This window comes from Gordonia hirsuta DSM 44140 = NBRC 16056 (assembly GCF_000333015.1).
Classification (GTDB): domain Bacteria; phylum Actinomycetota; class Actinomycetes; order Mycobacteriales; family Mycobacteriaceae; genus Gordonia; species Gordonia hirsuta.
The window spans coordinates 37,111-52,836 of sequence record NZ_BANT01000019.1; the positions used below are offsets into that span (position 1 = coordinate 37,111).

The following is a 15,726-nucleotide window of genomic DNA, read 5'->3' on the forward strand; positions in this document are numbered from 1 at the left end:
CCTGCTCAGGCCGTGATACTGCTCAGGCGGTGATACTGCTCACCCGGTGATGGCGTAGGCGATCGCGTTGAACCCCCACAGCAGGAACACCAACAGCAGCACCCACATGCCGCCCTGGAAGATCTGCCACCGGCCGCCCGAACGCTGGCTGCGGTAGGCGCGCACGCCCAGCGAGACTCCGCCGATGAAGATGACCGCCGCCGAGGCCAGTACCAGGCCTTTGCGGATATCGCCGGCGCTGCTCACCGCGGCCACGACCAGCAGCGCCGCCAGACCGACGGTGATGATCACGTGCAGCGCCGCCTGGCGCAGCTCCGTGCGCGGTACCGGCGGCTCCAGCGGTTCCGAGTCATCGTCATGCATGGGGTCGACGATACCGGCCGGTGTCTAAAGTCCCACCTGCCGTGCGCCGGGGCCGACCGTGAGACAGAATGGACGCGAGGCTTGAAATACGGAGGCGTATCGGCGCATCCGGGCCGAAGCAAGCGAGGATGTGGGGTTCACGATGAGCGTGATTCTTGTCGGTGTCGACGGATCGGCCATGGCAGTAGATGCGGTGCGCTGGGCGGCGAAGCAGGCGCAGCTCGAGGGGGCCGACCTGAAGATCGTCTCCGCCTACACCACCACCACGAGCGATTACGCACCCGGCCTGGTGATCCCGCAGGACGTGATCGATGCGATTCGCGGCGAAGTGAGTAAGTACGTCCAGGATGCGGCCAAGGTCGCCGAGGAAGCCGCTCCGGGCATCACCATCCACGGTTCGATCGCCGAGGGCGACGCCGCACACGTGATGATCGACTTCAGCGAGGACGCCGAGATGGTGGTCCTGGGCAGCCGCGGCCTCGGCGGACTCAAGGGCCTGTTCCTGGGTTCGGTGAGCACCAGCGTCGCCGCACACGCCAAGAGCAAGGTCGTGATCATCCCCACCGATGCCAAGCTCGGCGACGGCCCCGTCGTGGTGGGTGTCGACGACTCCAAGGTCAGCGACGGCGCCGTCGCCGAGGCCTACCGGCAGGCCGATCTACGCAAGGCCGAGCTCATCGCCGTGCACACCTGGACCCCGCTGGATGCCGACGCGCTGCACGGCTTCGGACTCAGCGCCGAGGAGATCGAGCAGATGAGCGAGCAGGCCGTCGAGGCGGTCTCCGAGCGCATGGCCGGCTACGGCACCGACTACCCGGACGTGCAGGTCAAGCGAGTGGTGATCCCGGAGGAGCCGGGCAAGGCCATCCTCGACACCGCCGGTGACAGCGCCGCCCTGATCGTGATGGGCAGCCGTGGCCGCGGCGGCTTCACCGGTCTGCTGCTGGGTTCGCGCAGCCAGAAGGTCCTGCACCACGCACAGGTGCCGGTCATGATCGTGCGCCACCAGTAGTCACCGCACCGACACGAACTGAATCCCTGCGAATAGAACCCTCCTGCGTGGAATGACTCATCTTCCCCGCGGACTGTGGGTGCTGCTGGCGGCCAACGTCGTCATCGCTCTCGGCTTCGGCCTGATCGCGCCGGCACTGCCGATCTTCGCCAACACCTTCGGTGTTTCGGAGATGGCGGTGTCGGCGGTGATCTCGTCGTTCGCTCTGATGCGGCTGCTGTTCGCCCCGGCCACGGGGCGGCTGGTGACCGTGCTGGGCGAGCGCCGGATCTACCTGACCGGTCTGGTGATCGTAGCCGTGAGCACGCTGGCGACCGCCTTCGCCGGCTCGTACTGGCAGCTCCTGGCATTCCGCGCCGCCGGCGGCATCGGCTCGACGATGTTCAGCCTGTCCGCCATGGCCCTGCTCATCCGGCTGGCGCCGCCGAACCTGCGCGGTCGTGCCTCCAGCTACTTCTCGGCCGGTTTCCTGATCGGCGGGCTGACCGGACCGCTGGTGGGCGCCGCCCTGGTCGGCGCCGGCCTGCGCCTGCCCTTCATCGTGTACGCGATCGCCTTGGTCATCGCGACGATCGGGGTGGCCGTCCTGATGCCCACGGTGCCCCCGCACCTGGATCCGCCGCCGGTCGAGGGCGCCCCGCCGGTGGTCGAGACCATCGGCTTCGCCACCGCCGTCAAAGACCGTGCCTACCGGGCCATCCTGGTCGCGAACTTCGCCCAGGGCTGGGCGTCGATGGGTGTGCGGATCGCGCTGGTGCCGCTGTTCGTCACCCAGGCGCTGGGCCAGTCCGATGCCTGGGCGGGCATTGTGCTGGCCTTCTACGCCGCCGGGAACATGGTCGCCATTCTGGTCTCCGGCCGGCTCTCCGACCGGTTCGGCCGCCGCCCGGTGCTGCTGCCCGGGCTGACGATCGCCGCCGTCGGCACCCTGTTCCTGGGTTTCACCGACAACCTGTGGCTGGCGATCACCCTGACCGTGGTGGCCGGCATCGGCTCGGGTCTGTTCGCACCGGCCGATCAGGCCGCGCTCGGCGATGTCCTCGGCGCCCGCCAGCGCGGCGGTTCGGCGCTGGCCGCCTACGGGATGGCCTCGGATCTGGGCGCGGTGGTCGGCCCCCTGGCGGCCGGTGCACTGGCCACCGCCTTCGGTTTCGGCCCGGCGTTCCTGTTGACCGGCATCGTGCTGGCCACCGCCCTGCTGATGTGGCTGGCCGCCGGCGAAACCCTGCACCGGCCCGAACTGAGTCCGGTGCGCTGACCGCGCCGGATCAGACGTTCAGGCTGATCTCTTCGGCATCGAGTTTGTGGAGTTCGGCGGTCAGCGCCCGCGAACTGTAGGTGCCGCGGTCACGGAAGGCCAGCAGCGCACGACGCTGCTCGTCGATCACCATGCGACGCACCCGCCGCAACTCGCGCGCATTCTCCAGCCGCATGTCGAGGGCATCGCTCTCCTGCGGATCGGCCGGGTCGCCGTCGTCCATATCGGGGGTCTCCAGATCGCGGACCAGCTTCACCTGGTTGGCGAGTACCGAATCGTCCCCGATCACTTCCGGGTCGACGAGCATGCGCTGCACGATGTCGAGCATCTCCCCGCGCAGCCGCCCCTTCTCGGCCCGCAGATCGGCGGTCTGGTCCGGCAGCGGCAGCCGGCGCAACAGCCAGCCGATGGTGCCGCCCTGGATGCCCAGACTCATCGCCGCCACGAAGAACGCGATCAGGATCAGCAGCGAGCGATGCGGGGTGTCGGTCGGCAGGGTCTGCGCGGCGGCCAGCGTCACCGCACCGCGCAGACCACCCCAGACCACGACCATCGCCTCCGGACCGCCCATCGTCTCGGTCCGGTAGTAGTTGATGTCGGCCAGCCGCCGGTCCAGGCGCAGCCGGATGCGGAAGCCGGCGGTGTCGTCGTCGGCCGGGTTCGACGGCAGATTCTCCCGGAGCGCCGCCACCTCCGGTTCGCGGGCGATCATCCGGGTGGTGCGCCGATCGAGCAACCACACCAGCGGTCCGACGAAGGCCAATCGGATCAGCAGCACCAGCGCCAGCGCGGCCGCGGCCGGCCACACCGCATGCAGCCAGGTGTCTCGGGCCTCGCGCACATCGTCGATCAGCGTGTAGAGCTCCAGCCCCATCAGTAGGAAGACGCCGCCTTCGAGCACCACCTCGACCATCCGCCAGTTCTGCAGATCCGACTGCCGGTGGGTGGCCGGCAGGTGGCGGATGGCCAACCGGCCGGAGATCAGGCCCGCGGCCACGGCGGACACCAGACCGGACGTACCGATCAGCTCGGCGGGCAGGTACGCCAGGTAGGGCGCGGTGAACGAGACCGCAGTGGCCACCGCCGGCGCCTGGATCCGGTTGCGCACGGCGTTGAAGAGCCAGCCGACCACCGCACCGACCACCGCGGCCCCGGCCATGGCCCACACGAAGTTGATCACCACGCCGAACACCGAGATGCTCGCGGCCGTCGCCGCGATCGCGGCACGCAACAGCACCAGGGCGGTGGCGTCGTTGAACATGCTCTCGCCCGAGAGCACGGTGACGATCCGGTTCGGGGCACCGGCGCGTTTGATCGTCCCGGTCGCCACGGCATCGGTCGGGCTCAGAATGGCCCCCAGAGCCACGCCCAGCGCGTAGCTGACATCGGGCAGCACCAGGGTGAAGAACACTCCGAGCAGCAGCGACGAGATGATCACCAGCAGGATCGACAGCGCACCGATGGCCTGGAAGTCGCGTTTGACGTCCATCACCGGCATCGCGCGGGCCGCAGCGAACAGCAGGGGCGGCAACACGCCCACCAGGATCAGTTCCGGGCTGATGTGGAACTCGGGCACTTGCGGCAGCAGGCTCACACCGACCCCGACCGCGACCAGCAGCAGCGGCGCAGCAATGCGCAGACGCGGGGCGAGCGTATTCGCTCCCCCGATGGCCAACACACAGAGGACGGCTATCGCCGCAATCTCAATCGCATCCACGTCGCTCATTGTGGCCGACTTCTCAACGCTTCGGCGACTCGATGCTTCACACAGGCGCCGCCACCCCGGAATGTGACATTGCCTGTTGACAAGATCTGCCCCCGGTGCGAAGTTGGATAGCAACACGTTCTTGTCCACGCATCGTGGCGTGGCCTCAGGAAGGACCAGCATGACCAGCACGCAGCCCCGGCCCATCGCTTACGAGCCCCCGGTCGCCAAGGTCGGCACCGAACTGGACTACGACCAGGTGATCGAGGATCTGTCGACCGCCTCGGTGGACCGCAACTTCGATCCGTACATCCACATCGCCTGGGATGCGCCGGAGATGGCGATCGTGCCCAACGATCCGCGCTGGATCCTGGACCCCGAGGTCGACCCGGTGGGCAAGCACCCCTGGTACAAGAACCTGCCGGAGGAGAAGAAGATCCGGATCGGCATGTGGCGCCAGGCCAACGTCGCCAAGGTCGGCCTCCAGTTCGAGTCCATCCTGATCCGCGGCCTGCTGCAGTACGCCTCCAAGCTCCCCAACGGCGACAAGCGGTTCCGCTACGTGACCCACGAGTCCAAGGAGGAATGCCAGCACACGCTGATGTTCCAGGAGATGGTCAACCGGGTCGGCATGGATGTCCCCGGTATGCCGCGCCCGCTGCGCCTGCTGGACCCGATCATTCCGCTGTTCTCGACGCTGTGGCCGTCGGTGTTCTTCTTCGGCGTGCTGGCCGGCGAGGAGCCGATCGACCACCTGCAGAAGGACTTCTTGCGGGCCGGCGCCAACGTCCACCCGGTGATGGCCGCGGTGATGGAGCTGCATGTGGCCGAGGAGGCCCGGCACATCTCCTTCGCCCACCACCACCTGCGTGCGACGGTGCCTACCCGCAGCCTGCCGACCCGGATGGCGCTGTCACTGGCCATGCCGGTGGTGATGCGCGTGCTGTGCAGTGCCATCGCCCGTCCGCCGAAGGCCTTCCGCGAGGAGTTCGACGTTCCCGTCGACGTCTTCAAGGAGATGTTCTGGAAGTCAGACGACTCCAAGGCCTTCCTGAGCAATGTCTTCGGTGACGTGCGCATGCTGGCCGAGCAGTGCGGTCTGATGAATCCGGTCTCCCGGCGCATCTGGAAGGCACTGGGCATCGACGGGCGCAGCTCGCGGTACCGCAGCGAGCCCACGTACGAGGCCTTCTGACCTCGACGCACACCCCGAGGACGCAAGCCTTGAGGACGCGGTTGTATCGACGACGCGGACTCTGCAGCGACGCGGACTCTGCTCAGGTGGCCGCCTGACCCGGCGGCCACTGCAGCAATGGACCCCTACCGGGGTCCCGCTGACACCGTCTCGGCGCGGACGTCGTCGAGCAGCCTTTTTGAAGAACCGAGTGACCCCATGCCTCATGTCATCACCCAGCCGTGCTGTTCGGATGCCTCGTGCGTCTATGCCTGCCCGGTCAACTGCATCCATCCGACGCCGGACGAGCCGGGTTTCGCCACCGCGGAGATGCTGTACATCGACCCGTCGACCTGTGTGGACTGCGGCGCCTGCATCACCGCCTGCCCGGTCGGGGCCATCTCCCCCGGGCATCGGATCCCCGATACGCAGGAGCGGTTCACCCAGGTGAACGCCGACTACTACGGCGCCGACCCGGATCCGGAAGGCCCCCGCTTCCCCGTCGACTCGCTCTGGCGCAAGCCGCTGGCGCCGGTGGACAAGCCGCGGGCACTCGACGGCGTCCCCGATCCGCTGCAGATCGCGATCGTGGGCTCGGGACCGTCGGCCATGTATGCCGCCGACGAGCTGCTCAAACACCGTCAGGTGCGGGTGACCATGTTCGAGCGGCTGTCCGAGCCGTTCGGGCTGGCCCGCTTCGGCGTCGCCCCCGACCATCCGGCCACCCGCTCGGTGGTCGACCTGTTCAACGTGATCGCCCAGGACCCGTACCTGCAGATCCTGCTGAACACCGAGGTCGGCCGCGATGTGACTCTCGAGCAGCTGCGGCAGGAATACCACGCGGTGCTGTGGGCCGGCGGTGCGCCGACCGATCGTCCACTGGAGATCACCGGCGTGGATCTGCCCGGTGTGCAGTCGGCCACCACCGTGGTCGGCTGGTACAACGGCCACCCCGACTTCGTCGACGCGGTACCGCTGCTGGACACCGAACGCGCCGTGGTGATCGGCAACGGCAACGTCGCCCTGGATGTCGCGCGGATCCTGACCGCCGACCCGGACCGGCTGGCCACCACCAACATCGATGCGGCGGCGCTGGCGCACCTGCGCGGGTCGTCGATCCGCGAGATCGTGGTGGTGGGGCGGCGCGGTGCCGAGCACGGCGCGTTCACCCTGCCCGAGCTGATCGGCCTGGCCGACGGACCGGCGCATGTCTGGGTCGATCCGGCCGACCTGGTCGATGCCCCCGAGACCGAGAAGACCACCCTGCTGCGGGAGATCTCGCAGCGCCCCAAGCCGGCCGAACCGTATCTGCGGCTGGCCTTCGGCCTCACTCCGGAACGGATTCTGGGTGAGGAGCGGGCCACCGGCGTGCGTTTCCAGCGCACCGGCACCCAGGAGACGGTCGAGCTGCAGGCCGGTGCGGTGTTCACGGCGATCGGCTATCGCGGCCGCCCCGTACCCGGTCTGCCGTTCGACGACGCCCGCGGCACCATCGCCAACGTCGCCGGGCGGATCACGGCCGACCAGCAGCCGATCCCGGGTCTGTACGTGACCGGCTGGGTCAAGCGCGGCCCGAACGGGTTCATCGGTACCAACAAGACCGACTCGGCAGAGGCGGTCCGCGGCCTGCTAGCCGACGCCGAAGCCGGTCTCCTGGCCCGCGCCGGAGTCTGAGTCCCACCGGTCCAGCCTTATCCGATCCGGGTGCTGTCTGGGTCGGGCATAACCGTCACATCGAGCTGCCCCTGCCGTGCATAACCGTCACCGGTCGGCGTCGACGGTGACATCTGTGCACGCAGGTGACGGTTATGCGTGACGGTTATGCCCGACCGCTGCGCCCGGAGAGCCGGGCGGCCACATCTGTGGACAATTCCGCGCCAGCCGGTGGCGCTGTGGACACCACCCTGGGCATCGCTGTGCTCGCGCGCGTCAATGAGAGGACATCTTTGACGCGGCGACGGGAGCGACGATGTCTCGATTCCAACTCACCCCCGACCAGATCCGGGCCCTGGCGCAGGGCTGGCAGCAGCACGGCGCCAGCGTCCGCGCCCTGGACTTCGGGCCGGCCCTGTCCGGCGGCGCCGGAAGTGTAAGCATCGCCGCGCTGGCGGCCTGTGCCGAGGCCGCAGGCTCGTCGACGGGCCTGTTCGGCGACCGGCTGGTGAACCTGGGCCTGGTGGTGGCGCGCTTCGCCGAACTCAGCGCGCTCTCCGATGAGGCCGCCGCGGCGGGCATCGCGATGGGGCTGGACCGGTGACCGGTATCGCCGCGGTCCAGGCATGGCCGCTGGATCAGCTCGGCGCCGCTGTCCTGGCACTGAGCACCGGGGCCGGCGAATTCCGGAACATCGCCGCACAGGTGAGCGGCTCGCTGAGCCGGCACCCGGACTGGGTCGGGGCCACCCACGACGCCGTACAGCGACGGATCTCGGTGCACGATGCACTGGCCCGCCGGCTGGCCAACACCATCGAAGCGGCCGCCGGCACCGGGCGGATGGCCTGGGAGGCGTTGGTACCGACCCGGGCACTACTGCTGCAGCTGGTGGAGACCGCCACGCTCAGCGGCTTCGTCGTCGCCGACGACGGCACCGTCACCCCGCCGGCGGCCAACCGCGCCGCCGATGCGGGGTATCTGAGCCACCGGATCACCACCGTACTGGGTCAGCTGATCAATCAGGATCAGACGCTGGGGCTGCAGCTACAGCAGCTGTCGGCACTGCTGCGGGGCGATCTGAGCGTCCTGCCGCACCCCGACGGCGGCTGGGCCGAGCCGCGGACGCTGATCGCCCGGCTGCAGAAACTCGATCAGCGCGCGGTGCGCGAATTCTGGGAAGCGCTGACTCCCGGAGAGGTCGCTGCCCTGATCGACGCCGACCCGGAGACCATCGGGAATCTGTACGGCGTCGCTTTCGACGACCGGATCGAAGCCAATCGACGGGCCATCACCAATGCCCTGGCCCGCGAGGTCGCCGCCGGGCGCGGTGGGCGTCCGCGGGCGCGCGAACTGCGCGCGATGCTGGCTCCGGCGCCCGGGATCGACGGGAAGCCCGCGCCGCGCAGATTCGTCGCGTTCTCCTCCATCGGTCGCGGCCGCTACATCGAGCAGATCGGTGATCTGCATCCCGGTATCGAGGGCGTCGGCGTCCTGGTCCCCGGAACTGGAAGCCGACTGGACAATGCCTCCGATCAGCGCCGCCGGGCCCTGGGCCTGGCCCGGTCGGCCGGTGCCCCGATCTTCGTGTTCAACGACGGCACCCTGCCTCAGCGCATCGCGCCGCCCCTGGCGCGGCTGGCAGATCCGGGTGCCTACCGGGGCACCGCCATCGACGCAGAACCGGCCCGCCTGCTGGGCCGGCGGCTGGCGGACTTCGGACTGGACCTGGACGCCGAGGTGGCCTACCGGGCTCCGGGCACACCGACCACCTACATCGGGCATTCCTACGGCGGTTCGGTGGTGGGCACCGCCGAACAGTACGGTCTGCGCGCCGACCGCATCGTGTTCGCCTCGTCGGCCGGGACCGGGGCGGCCGGTGGACCACCGGCGAACCCGAATCCCGATGTCCAACGCTTCTCCCTGACCGCGCCGGGCGACCCGATCCAGCTGGCCCAGCAGCACGGCGGCGCAGTACACGGCGGTGACCCCGACTCCACACCGGGCATCCAGCGCCTGGACACCGGTTGGTACTCCAATGACGGACGCCACCCCGGCAAGCTGATCAGCGGCCCGGACGGGCATGCGGCCTACCTGGACGATCCGCGGTCGACCGCCATGCGCAACATCGCCGACGTGATCGCCGGCCGCTCCCCCACCGGCTACGTCTGGAGGGCGCCCGATCACGCCAAAACCGACACCGGACTGGACTATCTGCTCGACGCACTGCGGGGTCCGCTGGCGCAGTTGCCGCGCTGACCGGGTAGCGGTGTCGGCTGATCGGGCGAGCCGCGGCGCAGGTCGTCGTGAGCCGCCGCCGGATCGGACATACTGGACCCGATGTCTCAATCCTGCGCCACCGGTCCGTCCGTTTCCCGTCCAGCCCAGCGTCGCTGGACCACCGCTCCCCTGCCGGTCGCCGCCGCACTGCTGGTCGGAGCCCTGGTACTGACCGGATGCGAGCCCACCGAGCCGGCGGCCAGCCCGTCCGCCCCCTCGCTGCCGCCGGCGGTGAGTGCACCAGCGGCTGCTGAGGCACCGGCGGTCGCCTCCCCTCGCCCGGCTCCGGACACCTCGACCCGTCCGCTCGACGAGCTGTCGACCACGGCCCTGGCCACCCTGGCCACCCTGCCGGTCAAGGGCCGAGCCCCCAAGACCGGCTACTCCCGGGACATGTTCGGTCAGCGCTGGAGCGACGGGGTCGACGTCGAATACGGCCGCAACGGCTGTGATACCCGCAACGACATTCTGCGCCGTGATCTGACTCAGACCTCCGTGAAGGCCGGCACCCGCGACTGCGTCGTTCTCTCGGGCACGCTGCACGACCCCTATACCGGTAAGACGATCGAGTTCGTCCGCGGCTCGGCCACCTCCAGCGCGGTGCAGATCGACCACGTGGTGGCGCTCTCGGACGCCTGGCAGAAGGGGGCTCAGCAGCTGTCGACGACCGAACGCACCAACTTCGCCAACGATCCGCGGAATCTGCTGGCCGTCGACGGTCCGGCGAACCAGGCCAAGAGCGACTCCGACGCCGCCACCTGGCTACCGCCCAACCGCAGCTACCGGTGCACGTTCGTCGCAAAGCAGATCGAGGTGAAGGCCGCCTACCGGCTGTGGGTCACCCGTGCCGAGCACGATGTAATGCAGCGGCTGCTCACCGATTGCGGCGGCACCGTCCCCGACGGCGATCCGGAACCGGCGGCCCAGCAGACCTCGAGCACTCCGGCGCCGGGGACGCCGGCCCCCCGCTCCTCGGCGCCGCCGACACGGCCGCAGCCGCTGGTGGATCCGGCTGGCCCCGACGGGCAGGTCTATTACAAGAACTGCACGGAGGCCCGCGCTGCCGGTGCGGCGCCGATCTATCGCGGGCAGCCCGGTTACTCTTCCAAGCTCGACGGCGACGGCGACGGCATCGCCTGCGAATAGGCCGCCGGCGAATAGTGCGGCTCTCCATAGCCGCCGGCGACGCCGCACATCCTCCAGTCTCAACCGCTTCTTTAGAGTCGATTGCCGACTGGAAATGGTGAACAACAATCCTCATAATTGAATTCAGGGTTACCGAAACGTTTCCGACCAGGCAAAATAATACGTCGTTATTTGCATAAGAGCAGGCAGAGGGCGCCATGCACATAGGCGCATTTGCATTCGTGTCAGGGTTCACAAACGCCCCCGAATAGAGATACGGCTCCCTTTATCAAGCACGAAATCCGTTGGCATGCAACGCTTTTCATACATCAACCGATGTGCCCCAACGACGAAAGGAAACAACATGTTCCCGGCTCTGACCCAGTTCTTCAACGACTTCACCGTCTTCGGCGGCGACCTGCTGCACATCGCCGTCACCCTCGGCCTGGGCTGATAGGCACACGCAGAACCTGTCGGAGGGCACTCACGCCGCTGACCCATTCGGGTCGGCGGCGTGAGTGTTTCTGCACCACAGCAGTCGATGGCCGACCACGGAAAAACAAGACCGCCCCCACCCGATCATCCGGGTAGGGGCGGTCTTGGTGGACCTGCTTTCGGTGGAGCTAGGGGGAATCGAACCCCCGACCTACTCATTGCGAACGAGTCGCGCTACCAACTGCGCCATAGCCCCGGGTGCCGCCGTTCGGCGAACCGTGGACCAGTGTAACAGCGGGTCCGGCGACCCCCAATCGTGACCCGTCCTGCACCCGGTAGCGTGACCGGCATGAAGCTCAGTGACCAGCAGATCGTGACGGTCCTGGACCGGACCGCGGCGATCGCCGATCCGATCCTGGACATCCTCGCCTACAGCGACCCACTGAACGTGAAGCCGCGGACCTTCGGCCGGCGGTGGTGGGATGTGATCCCGACCTGGTTCGGCGACCTGACAGCCACGGCGCTGGATGTGGCCGACTGGCCCGGCACGGCCGCCTGGGAGGCGCTCAGCATGAACCAGAAGGCCGACTGGTGGGTGCGCCGGATCGGCTCGGTCACCTCGCTCGGAGCGGCCTTTCCCGCGGTCTTCGGGGTGTGGACTAAGAAGGTCCCCGCCGGCACCCTCCTCGGATCAGCCAGCCAGGCCCTGATCGTGCTGGCGATCGGGCGCGAGTACGGCGTCGTCCGCCGCAATGAGCAGATCGACATGCTCGGCGAGGTGCTCTTCGGCCGGGCTGTGGACGGCAGCGCCGTCAAACACGCAGAGCGACAGAAGTTGGCCGGAACCGACGACGACGCCAGCCGTCTACGAGCGGTCCTGAAGGGGCTGTGGGAGATCGGGACGGGCCTGTACGGACTGGACCGGGCATTGGGTGCCCGGCCTCAGTCACCGTCGTTCCTGCAGCATATGGCCTGGCTGCCGGTGATCGGCGGGCCGGCCACCTACGTGGGCGAGCGCGTCGCTCTGCGCCGGGCGTTCGATACCGCACGGGAGTGGATCGTCGCCCATCCCGGCGCGATCGGCCTCTAGTCGTCCTCGTCCTCGGCGTCGGCCTGACGGTTCCGCTCCTCGGCGATCTCGATCGCACGACGGGCCGTGGCCTCGTCCGGATACGGGCCCATCCGGTTCAGCGCGTGCGGAACCTTACCTCGACTCACTTCACCGGTGGAAACGTCGTAGTACCAATCGCCAGTCGACTCGCTCATGTCACTCAGCTTAGACGGCGTGCCGGTAGTCGTCGGTGAGGCCCTCGTCCGCACCGGCGGTGTCGGCGAAGTGGTACACCGGCAGGTGGTCGAAGGCCGGGTCCTCGTCGTCGAGTTCGAGCACCACCATGCCGCCGGGACGACGACGCGGCGGGGCCGCCTGCCGCGACGGCAGCTGTTCGGCGTGCTGCCGCGCCATGCGCGCATCTTCGGCCGCGTGCCGGCGCAACCGGGCCGCGCGCTGGGCCCGGTACTGCTGTTCGGCGACAGCGGTGCGCCGCAGGAAGAACAGGTAGAGGCCGGTCAGCACCACCATCACACCCAGCGCGAGATAGCCGTAGGGCTGCCAGAAGAAGCAGCTGATCACGGCCAGCAGCGTCGCCAGCGTCAGCCCCAGCACCATCCGGCGGCGCTCGGCGTAGCGGCGCGCGTCCCGGTCGGCGATCACTTCCGGGGCGAAACCCCGTCCGCGCAGATCCCTAGACACCGGAGTCGTGCGGGCCGGCGGCGAGACGTCCTCGTCGAGGTCCTCGAAGTCGTCTTCCAGGTCGTCGTCGTACTCGTCCTCGAGCTCAGCGTCGTGCTCGTCGTCGAGCTCGTCGTCGAGTTCCTCATCGAGCTCCGCAACGTCGTCATCGTGCTCGGCGTCGGGATTACCGGTATCGGTCCCGGCCTCATCCTCCAGATCCAAGTCCAGTTCGAGCTCGGGCTGGTCCTCGCCGAGGGTCCGGCCGTCGACCACTGCGGGGGTGTCGTCAGCCTCGCCGCCCACCACCTCGATCACATCGGTCACCTCCACGGATGCCTCGATCGTCGTGGCGGTCACCGTCACCGTGGTGCCGGTCTTCTGCTTGCTCTCGGACTGACTCACGGTCGCCTCCTCGATGACAGCCCGCTGCACGGCGGACTCGGTCCGGGCGCGTTTGCGCACGTAGTCGGGATTGCTTGGATGTCGGCCGGCGGCCCGTCGGCGCACCTCGGCACGCTCGCCACCGCGATGCAGCAGCCGGGTGTTCGCCGCGGCCTCGGTGGTCTTGCGGACCTCCGGGCGACCGCGCAGCACCATCGGCAGCAGAATGAACAGCCAGGCCACGACCAGGAAGATCCACAAGATCGACGAATTCACTGGGTACCCCGCCTTCCACTTCCCGGTTCGCGCGCACGGTGCGCCGACACTCACTGCGCCGACACTCGACCACTGTCCACGGTAGGGCCGGCACCCGGCGCGACGGCTCAGGCGCGCCGGATGCCGACCAATTCGGGTGAATCGATCCGGCCGAGGCGGCACACTCGAACCATGACCACCGACGATGCCGTCGTGTGCACGTCGCTCACCGTGCGGCGTGGGCGTCAGCGGGCGCTGGACGGGATCGACGCCAGCGTGGCGCGCGGTGCGATCACCGGCATGCTCGGCCCGTCCGGCAGCGGCAAATCCACGCTGATCCGAGCGATCGTCGGCACCCAGGCGCACGTGCAAGGCACCGTCACGGTGCTCGGCCGGCCCGCCGGCAGCCGGGCTCTGCGTGCCCGGGTCGGCTATGTGACGCAGGCGTCGGCGGTCTACCCCGATCTGACGGTGCGCGAGAACATCGCCTACTTCGCCAGATTGCAGCAACGCCCCGGAGACATCGACGACGTCCTCGCCACGGTCGACCTGACCGCACTGGCTCGTCACCGCGCCCGTGATCTGTCCGGTGGTCAACTGCGCAGGGTGTCGATCGCCAGCGCACTGATCGGTGAGCCGGATCTGCTGATCCTCGACGAGCCCACCGTCGGCCTGGACCCGGTCCTGCGGGCGGATCTGTGGCATCGGTTCCGCCGGCTCGCCGACTCCGGCACGACGATGCTGGTGTCCAGTCATGTGATGGACGAGGCCGACCACTGCGACAGCCTGATCCTGCTGCGCGAAGGGCGGCTCGTAGCCACCACCACGGCCGCGGCGATGCGCGCCGGCACCGGATGCAGCAGCCTGGATGCGGCCTTCCTGGCGCTGCTCACCGAATCGGGGCCGACATGACCGAGTTGCGGACCACCGTCGCGACCGCGCTGCGGGTTCTGCAGCAACTGCGGGCCGATCCGCGCACCGTCGTCATGCTGATCGCCATCCCGTCGGTGGTGTTGACCATGCTGTATTACATGTTCTCGGCGGTGCCGGTGCCGCCCGGCCAGGCCACGGCTTTCGACCGGGTGGCCACCGCGGTCCTGGGAATCATGCCGTTCACGGCGATGTTCCTGGTCACGTCGATCGCGGTGTTGCGGGAACGCAGTTCCGGCACGTTGGAGCGGGTGTTGTCCACGCCGATCAGTAAGGGCGCACTGATGGCCGGTTATGCCGTCGCGTTCGCCCTGTTCGCCGCCGTTCAGGCCGCGGTCGCCTGCGCGCTGGCCTTCGGCGCATTCGACTTGACGATCGCCGGTTCGGTGGGCGCGGTGATCGGCGTCTGCGTACTGATCGGCATGCTGGGGATCGCCTTGGGTCTGCTGTGCAGCGCCTTCGCCCAGACCGAATTCCAGGCGATGCAGTTCATGCCGGCGCTGGTCTTCCCGCAGCTGTTCCTCTGCGGGCTGTTCGTTCCGCGCGCCCAGCTGCCGGACTGGATGCAGTACCTGTCCGATGTGATGCCGCTGACCTTCGCGGTGCAGGCCCTGGAGCAGATTCGCGACCACACGGCCCCCACCGCGCTGCTGTGGCGCGATATCGCGATCCTGGCCGGGTTCACCGTCGCGGCCCTGGCCCTCGGTGCGGCGACGCTGCGGCGGCGCACCGCCTGAACCGCGGGAGTACCGACTGCGGTCACACGCGGTAGGCGCGCCCGGCCCGGATCAGGGTGTCGGCGGCCGTGTCGACCACCTCTTCGACGGTCAGCGCCAGCAGGGTGTGGTCGCGGAACCGGCCGTTGACGTCCATGTACCGGCGCAGCAGGCCCTCTTCCCGGAAGCCCACCTTCTCCAGCACGCGCCGCGAACCGCCGTTGCTGGGTTGCACGGTCGCATCGAGCCGGTGCAGCCCGACCGGACCGAAGCAGTGGTCCACGCCCAGGGCGACCGCGGCCGTGGCCACGCCCTTACCGCTCCAGTCCGCGTCCACCCAGTAGCCGATCCAGGCGCTGCGCACCGCGCCGCGCTGCACGTTGCCGATCGTGAGTTGGCCGACGTAGGCGCCGTCGACCTCGATCACGAAGGGCAGCACCGATCCGCGTTTGGCTTCGCTCTTGAGGATCGCGTGTAGCGGAGCCCACGCGCTGGGCTGATGCCGGCGGTCCCACGGGCCGGGCACCGTCGGCTCCCAGGGCAGCAGCTCGTTCTGGTTCTTGATCCGCAACCGGCTCCACTGTTTGCTGTCGCGCGCCCGGATCGGCCGGGCCGTGACGACACCGGCGGGAGTGCCCAGCGGCCCCAGGGTCGCCGGCCATCCCGGGTGGTAGGGGGCGTCGACCAGCCAGCGCAGCACCGGCGGT

At 68.8% G+C, this 15,726-nt stretch carries 15 protein-coding genes and 1 tRNA gene; 10 read left to right on the top strand and 6 right to left on the bottom strand.

Going from position 1 to position 15,726, the window contains the following annotated elements:
• Positions 1 to 39: 39 nt before the first annotated feature.
• Positions 40 to 363 (bottom strand): hypothetical protein, encoded by a 324-nt coding sequence (locus GOHSU_RS08100; protein ID WP_005939518.1) that lies wholly within the window; start codon positions 361 to 363, stop codon positions 40 to 42.
• Between the two features lie 142 nt (positions 364 to 505).
• Here GOHSU_RS08100 and GOHSU_RS08105 point away from each other — a divergent pair, with 142 nt between their 5' ends.
• A complete protein-coding gene (locus tag GOHSU_RS08105) occupies positions 506 to 1,375 on the top strand; it encodes a universal stress protein (protein ID WP_005939520.1) in 870 nt (289 codons plus the stop codon).
• Between the two features lie 52 nt (positions 1,376 to 1,427).
• Complete coding sequence (locus tag GOHSU_RS08110) at positions 1,428 to 2,633, top strand: MFS transporter (protein ID WP_005939522.1); 1,206 nt, start codon at positions 1,428 to 1,430, stop codon at positions 2,631 to 2,633.
• 10 nt (positions 2,634 to 2,643) lie between these two features.
• Here the strand turns inward: GOHSU_RS08110 and GOHSU_RS08115 are convergent, their stop codons facing one another.
• A complete protein-coding gene (locus GOHSU_RS08115) occupies positions 2,644 to 4,359 on the bottom strand; it encodes a cation:proton antiporter (protein WP_005939524.1) in 1,716 nt (571 codons plus the stop codon).
• A 160-nt stretch (positions 4,360 to 4,519) separates the two neighbouring features.
• Here GOHSU_RS08115 and GOHSU_RS08120 point away from each other — a divergent pair, with 160 nt between their 5' ends.
• The 5 genes from GOHSU_RS08120 to GOHSU_RS08140 all read left to right on the top strand — a co-directional run bounded on the left by GOHSU_RS08120 (position 4,520) and on the right by GOHSU_RS08140 (position 10,588).
• Entirely contained in the window at positions 4,520 to 5,533 is a 1,014-nt protein-coding gene (locus tag GOHSU_RS08120) for an AurF N-oxygenase family protein (protein WP_005939526.1), read from the top strand.
• Positions 5,534 to 5,731: 198 nt separating this feature from the next.
• Complete coding sequence (locus tag GOHSU_RS08125) at positions 5,732 to 7,186, top strand: FAD-dependent oxidoreductase (RefSeq protein ID WP_005939530.1); 1,455 nt, start codon at positions 5,732 to 5,734, stop codon at positions 7,184 to 7,186.
• Positions 7,187 to 7,481: 295 nt separating this feature from the next.
• A complete protein-coding gene (locus GOHSU_RS08130) occupies positions 7,482 to 7,769 on the top strand; it encodes a hypothetical protein (RefSeq protein ID WP_005939532.1) in 288 nt (95 codons plus the stop codon).
• Entirely contained in the window at positions 7,766 to 9,421 is a 1,656-nt protein-coding gene (locus GOHSU_RS08135) for an alpha/beta hydrolase (RefSeq protein WP_005939534.1), read from the top strand. The genes GOHSU_RS08130 and GOHSU_RS08135 overlap by 4 nt, the downstream gene beginning before the upstream one ends.
• Before the next feature lie 81 nt (positions 9,422 to 9,502).
• Complete coding sequence (locus tag GOHSU_RS08140) at positions 9,503 to 10,588, top strand: GmrSD restriction endonuclease domain-containing protein (RefSeq protein ID WP_005939536.1); 1,086 nt, start codon at positions 9,503 to 9,505, stop codon at positions 10,586 to 10,588.
• 597 nt (positions 10,589 to 11,185) lie between these two features.
• On the opposite strand, the gene GOHSU_RS08145 is transcribed toward GOHSU_RS08140, so the two are convergent.
• Positions 11,186 to 11,258: transfer RNA gene (locus GOHSU_RS08145), tRNA-Ala, on the bottom strand.
• Positions 11,259 to 11,351: 93 nt separating this feature from the next.
• Between GOHSU_RS08145 and GOHSU_RS08150 the strand changes: the two genes are divergently transcribed.
• The gene (locus GOHSU_RS08150; RefSeq protein WP_005939538.1) at positions 11,352 to 12,092 is read left to right on the top strand and encodes a hypothetical protein; all 741 of its coding nucleotides are present in this window, start codon (positions 11,352 to 11,354) and stop codon (positions 12,090 to 12,092) included.
• On the opposite strand, the gene GOHSU_RS08155 is transcribed toward GOHSU_RS08150, so the two are convergent.
• Both GOHSU_RS08155 and sepX read right to left on the bottom strand, forming a co-directional pair.
• Positions 12,089 to 12,268, bottom strand: coding sequence for a hypothetical protein (locus GOHSU_RS08155; protein ID WP_005939541.1), 180 nt, complete (start codon positions 12,266 to 12,268; stop codon positions 12,089 to 12,091). The genes GOHSU_RS08150 and GOHSU_RS08155 overlap by 4 nt on opposite strands.
• Positions 12,269 to 12,278: 10 nt before the next feature.
• Positions 12,279 to 13,394, bottom strand: coding sequence for a divisome protein SepX/GlpR (gene sepX / locus GOHSU_RS08160; RefSeq protein WP_005939543.1), 1,116 nt, complete (start codon positions 13,392 to 13,394; stop codon positions 12,279 to 12,281).
• Positions 13,395 to 13,565: 171 nt separating this feature from the next.
• On the opposite strand from sepX, the gene GOHSU_RS08165 reads away from it, so the two are divergent.
• Positions 13,566 to 14,285 (top strand): ABC transporter ATP-binding protein, encoded by a 720-nt coding sequence (locus GOHSU_RS08165; protein WP_005939545.1) that lies wholly within the window; start codon positions 13,566 to 13,568, stop codon positions 14,283 to 14,285.
• Positions 14,282 to 15,040 carry an ABC transporter permease gene (locus GOHSU_RS08170; protein WP_005939547.1) on the top strand — a complete coding sequence of 253 codons (759 nt, stop codon included), beginning with the start codon at positions 14,282 to 14,284 and terminating at the stop codon, positions 15,038 to 15,040. The genes GOHSU_RS08165 and GOHSU_RS08170 overlap by 4 nt, the downstream gene beginning before the upstream one ends.
• Positions 15,041 to 15,062: 22 nt before the next feature.
• Here the strand turns inward: GOHSU_RS08170 and GOHSU_RS08175 are convergent, their stop codons facing one another.
• On the bottom strand, positions 15,063 to 15,719 hold the full coding sequence (locus GOHSU_RS08175) for a GNAT family N-acetyltransferase (protein ID WP_005939549.1): 657 nt from the start codon (positions 15,717 to 15,719) through the stop codon (positions 15,063 to 15,065).
• Between the last annotated feature and the right edge of the window lie 7 nt (positions 15,720 to 15,726).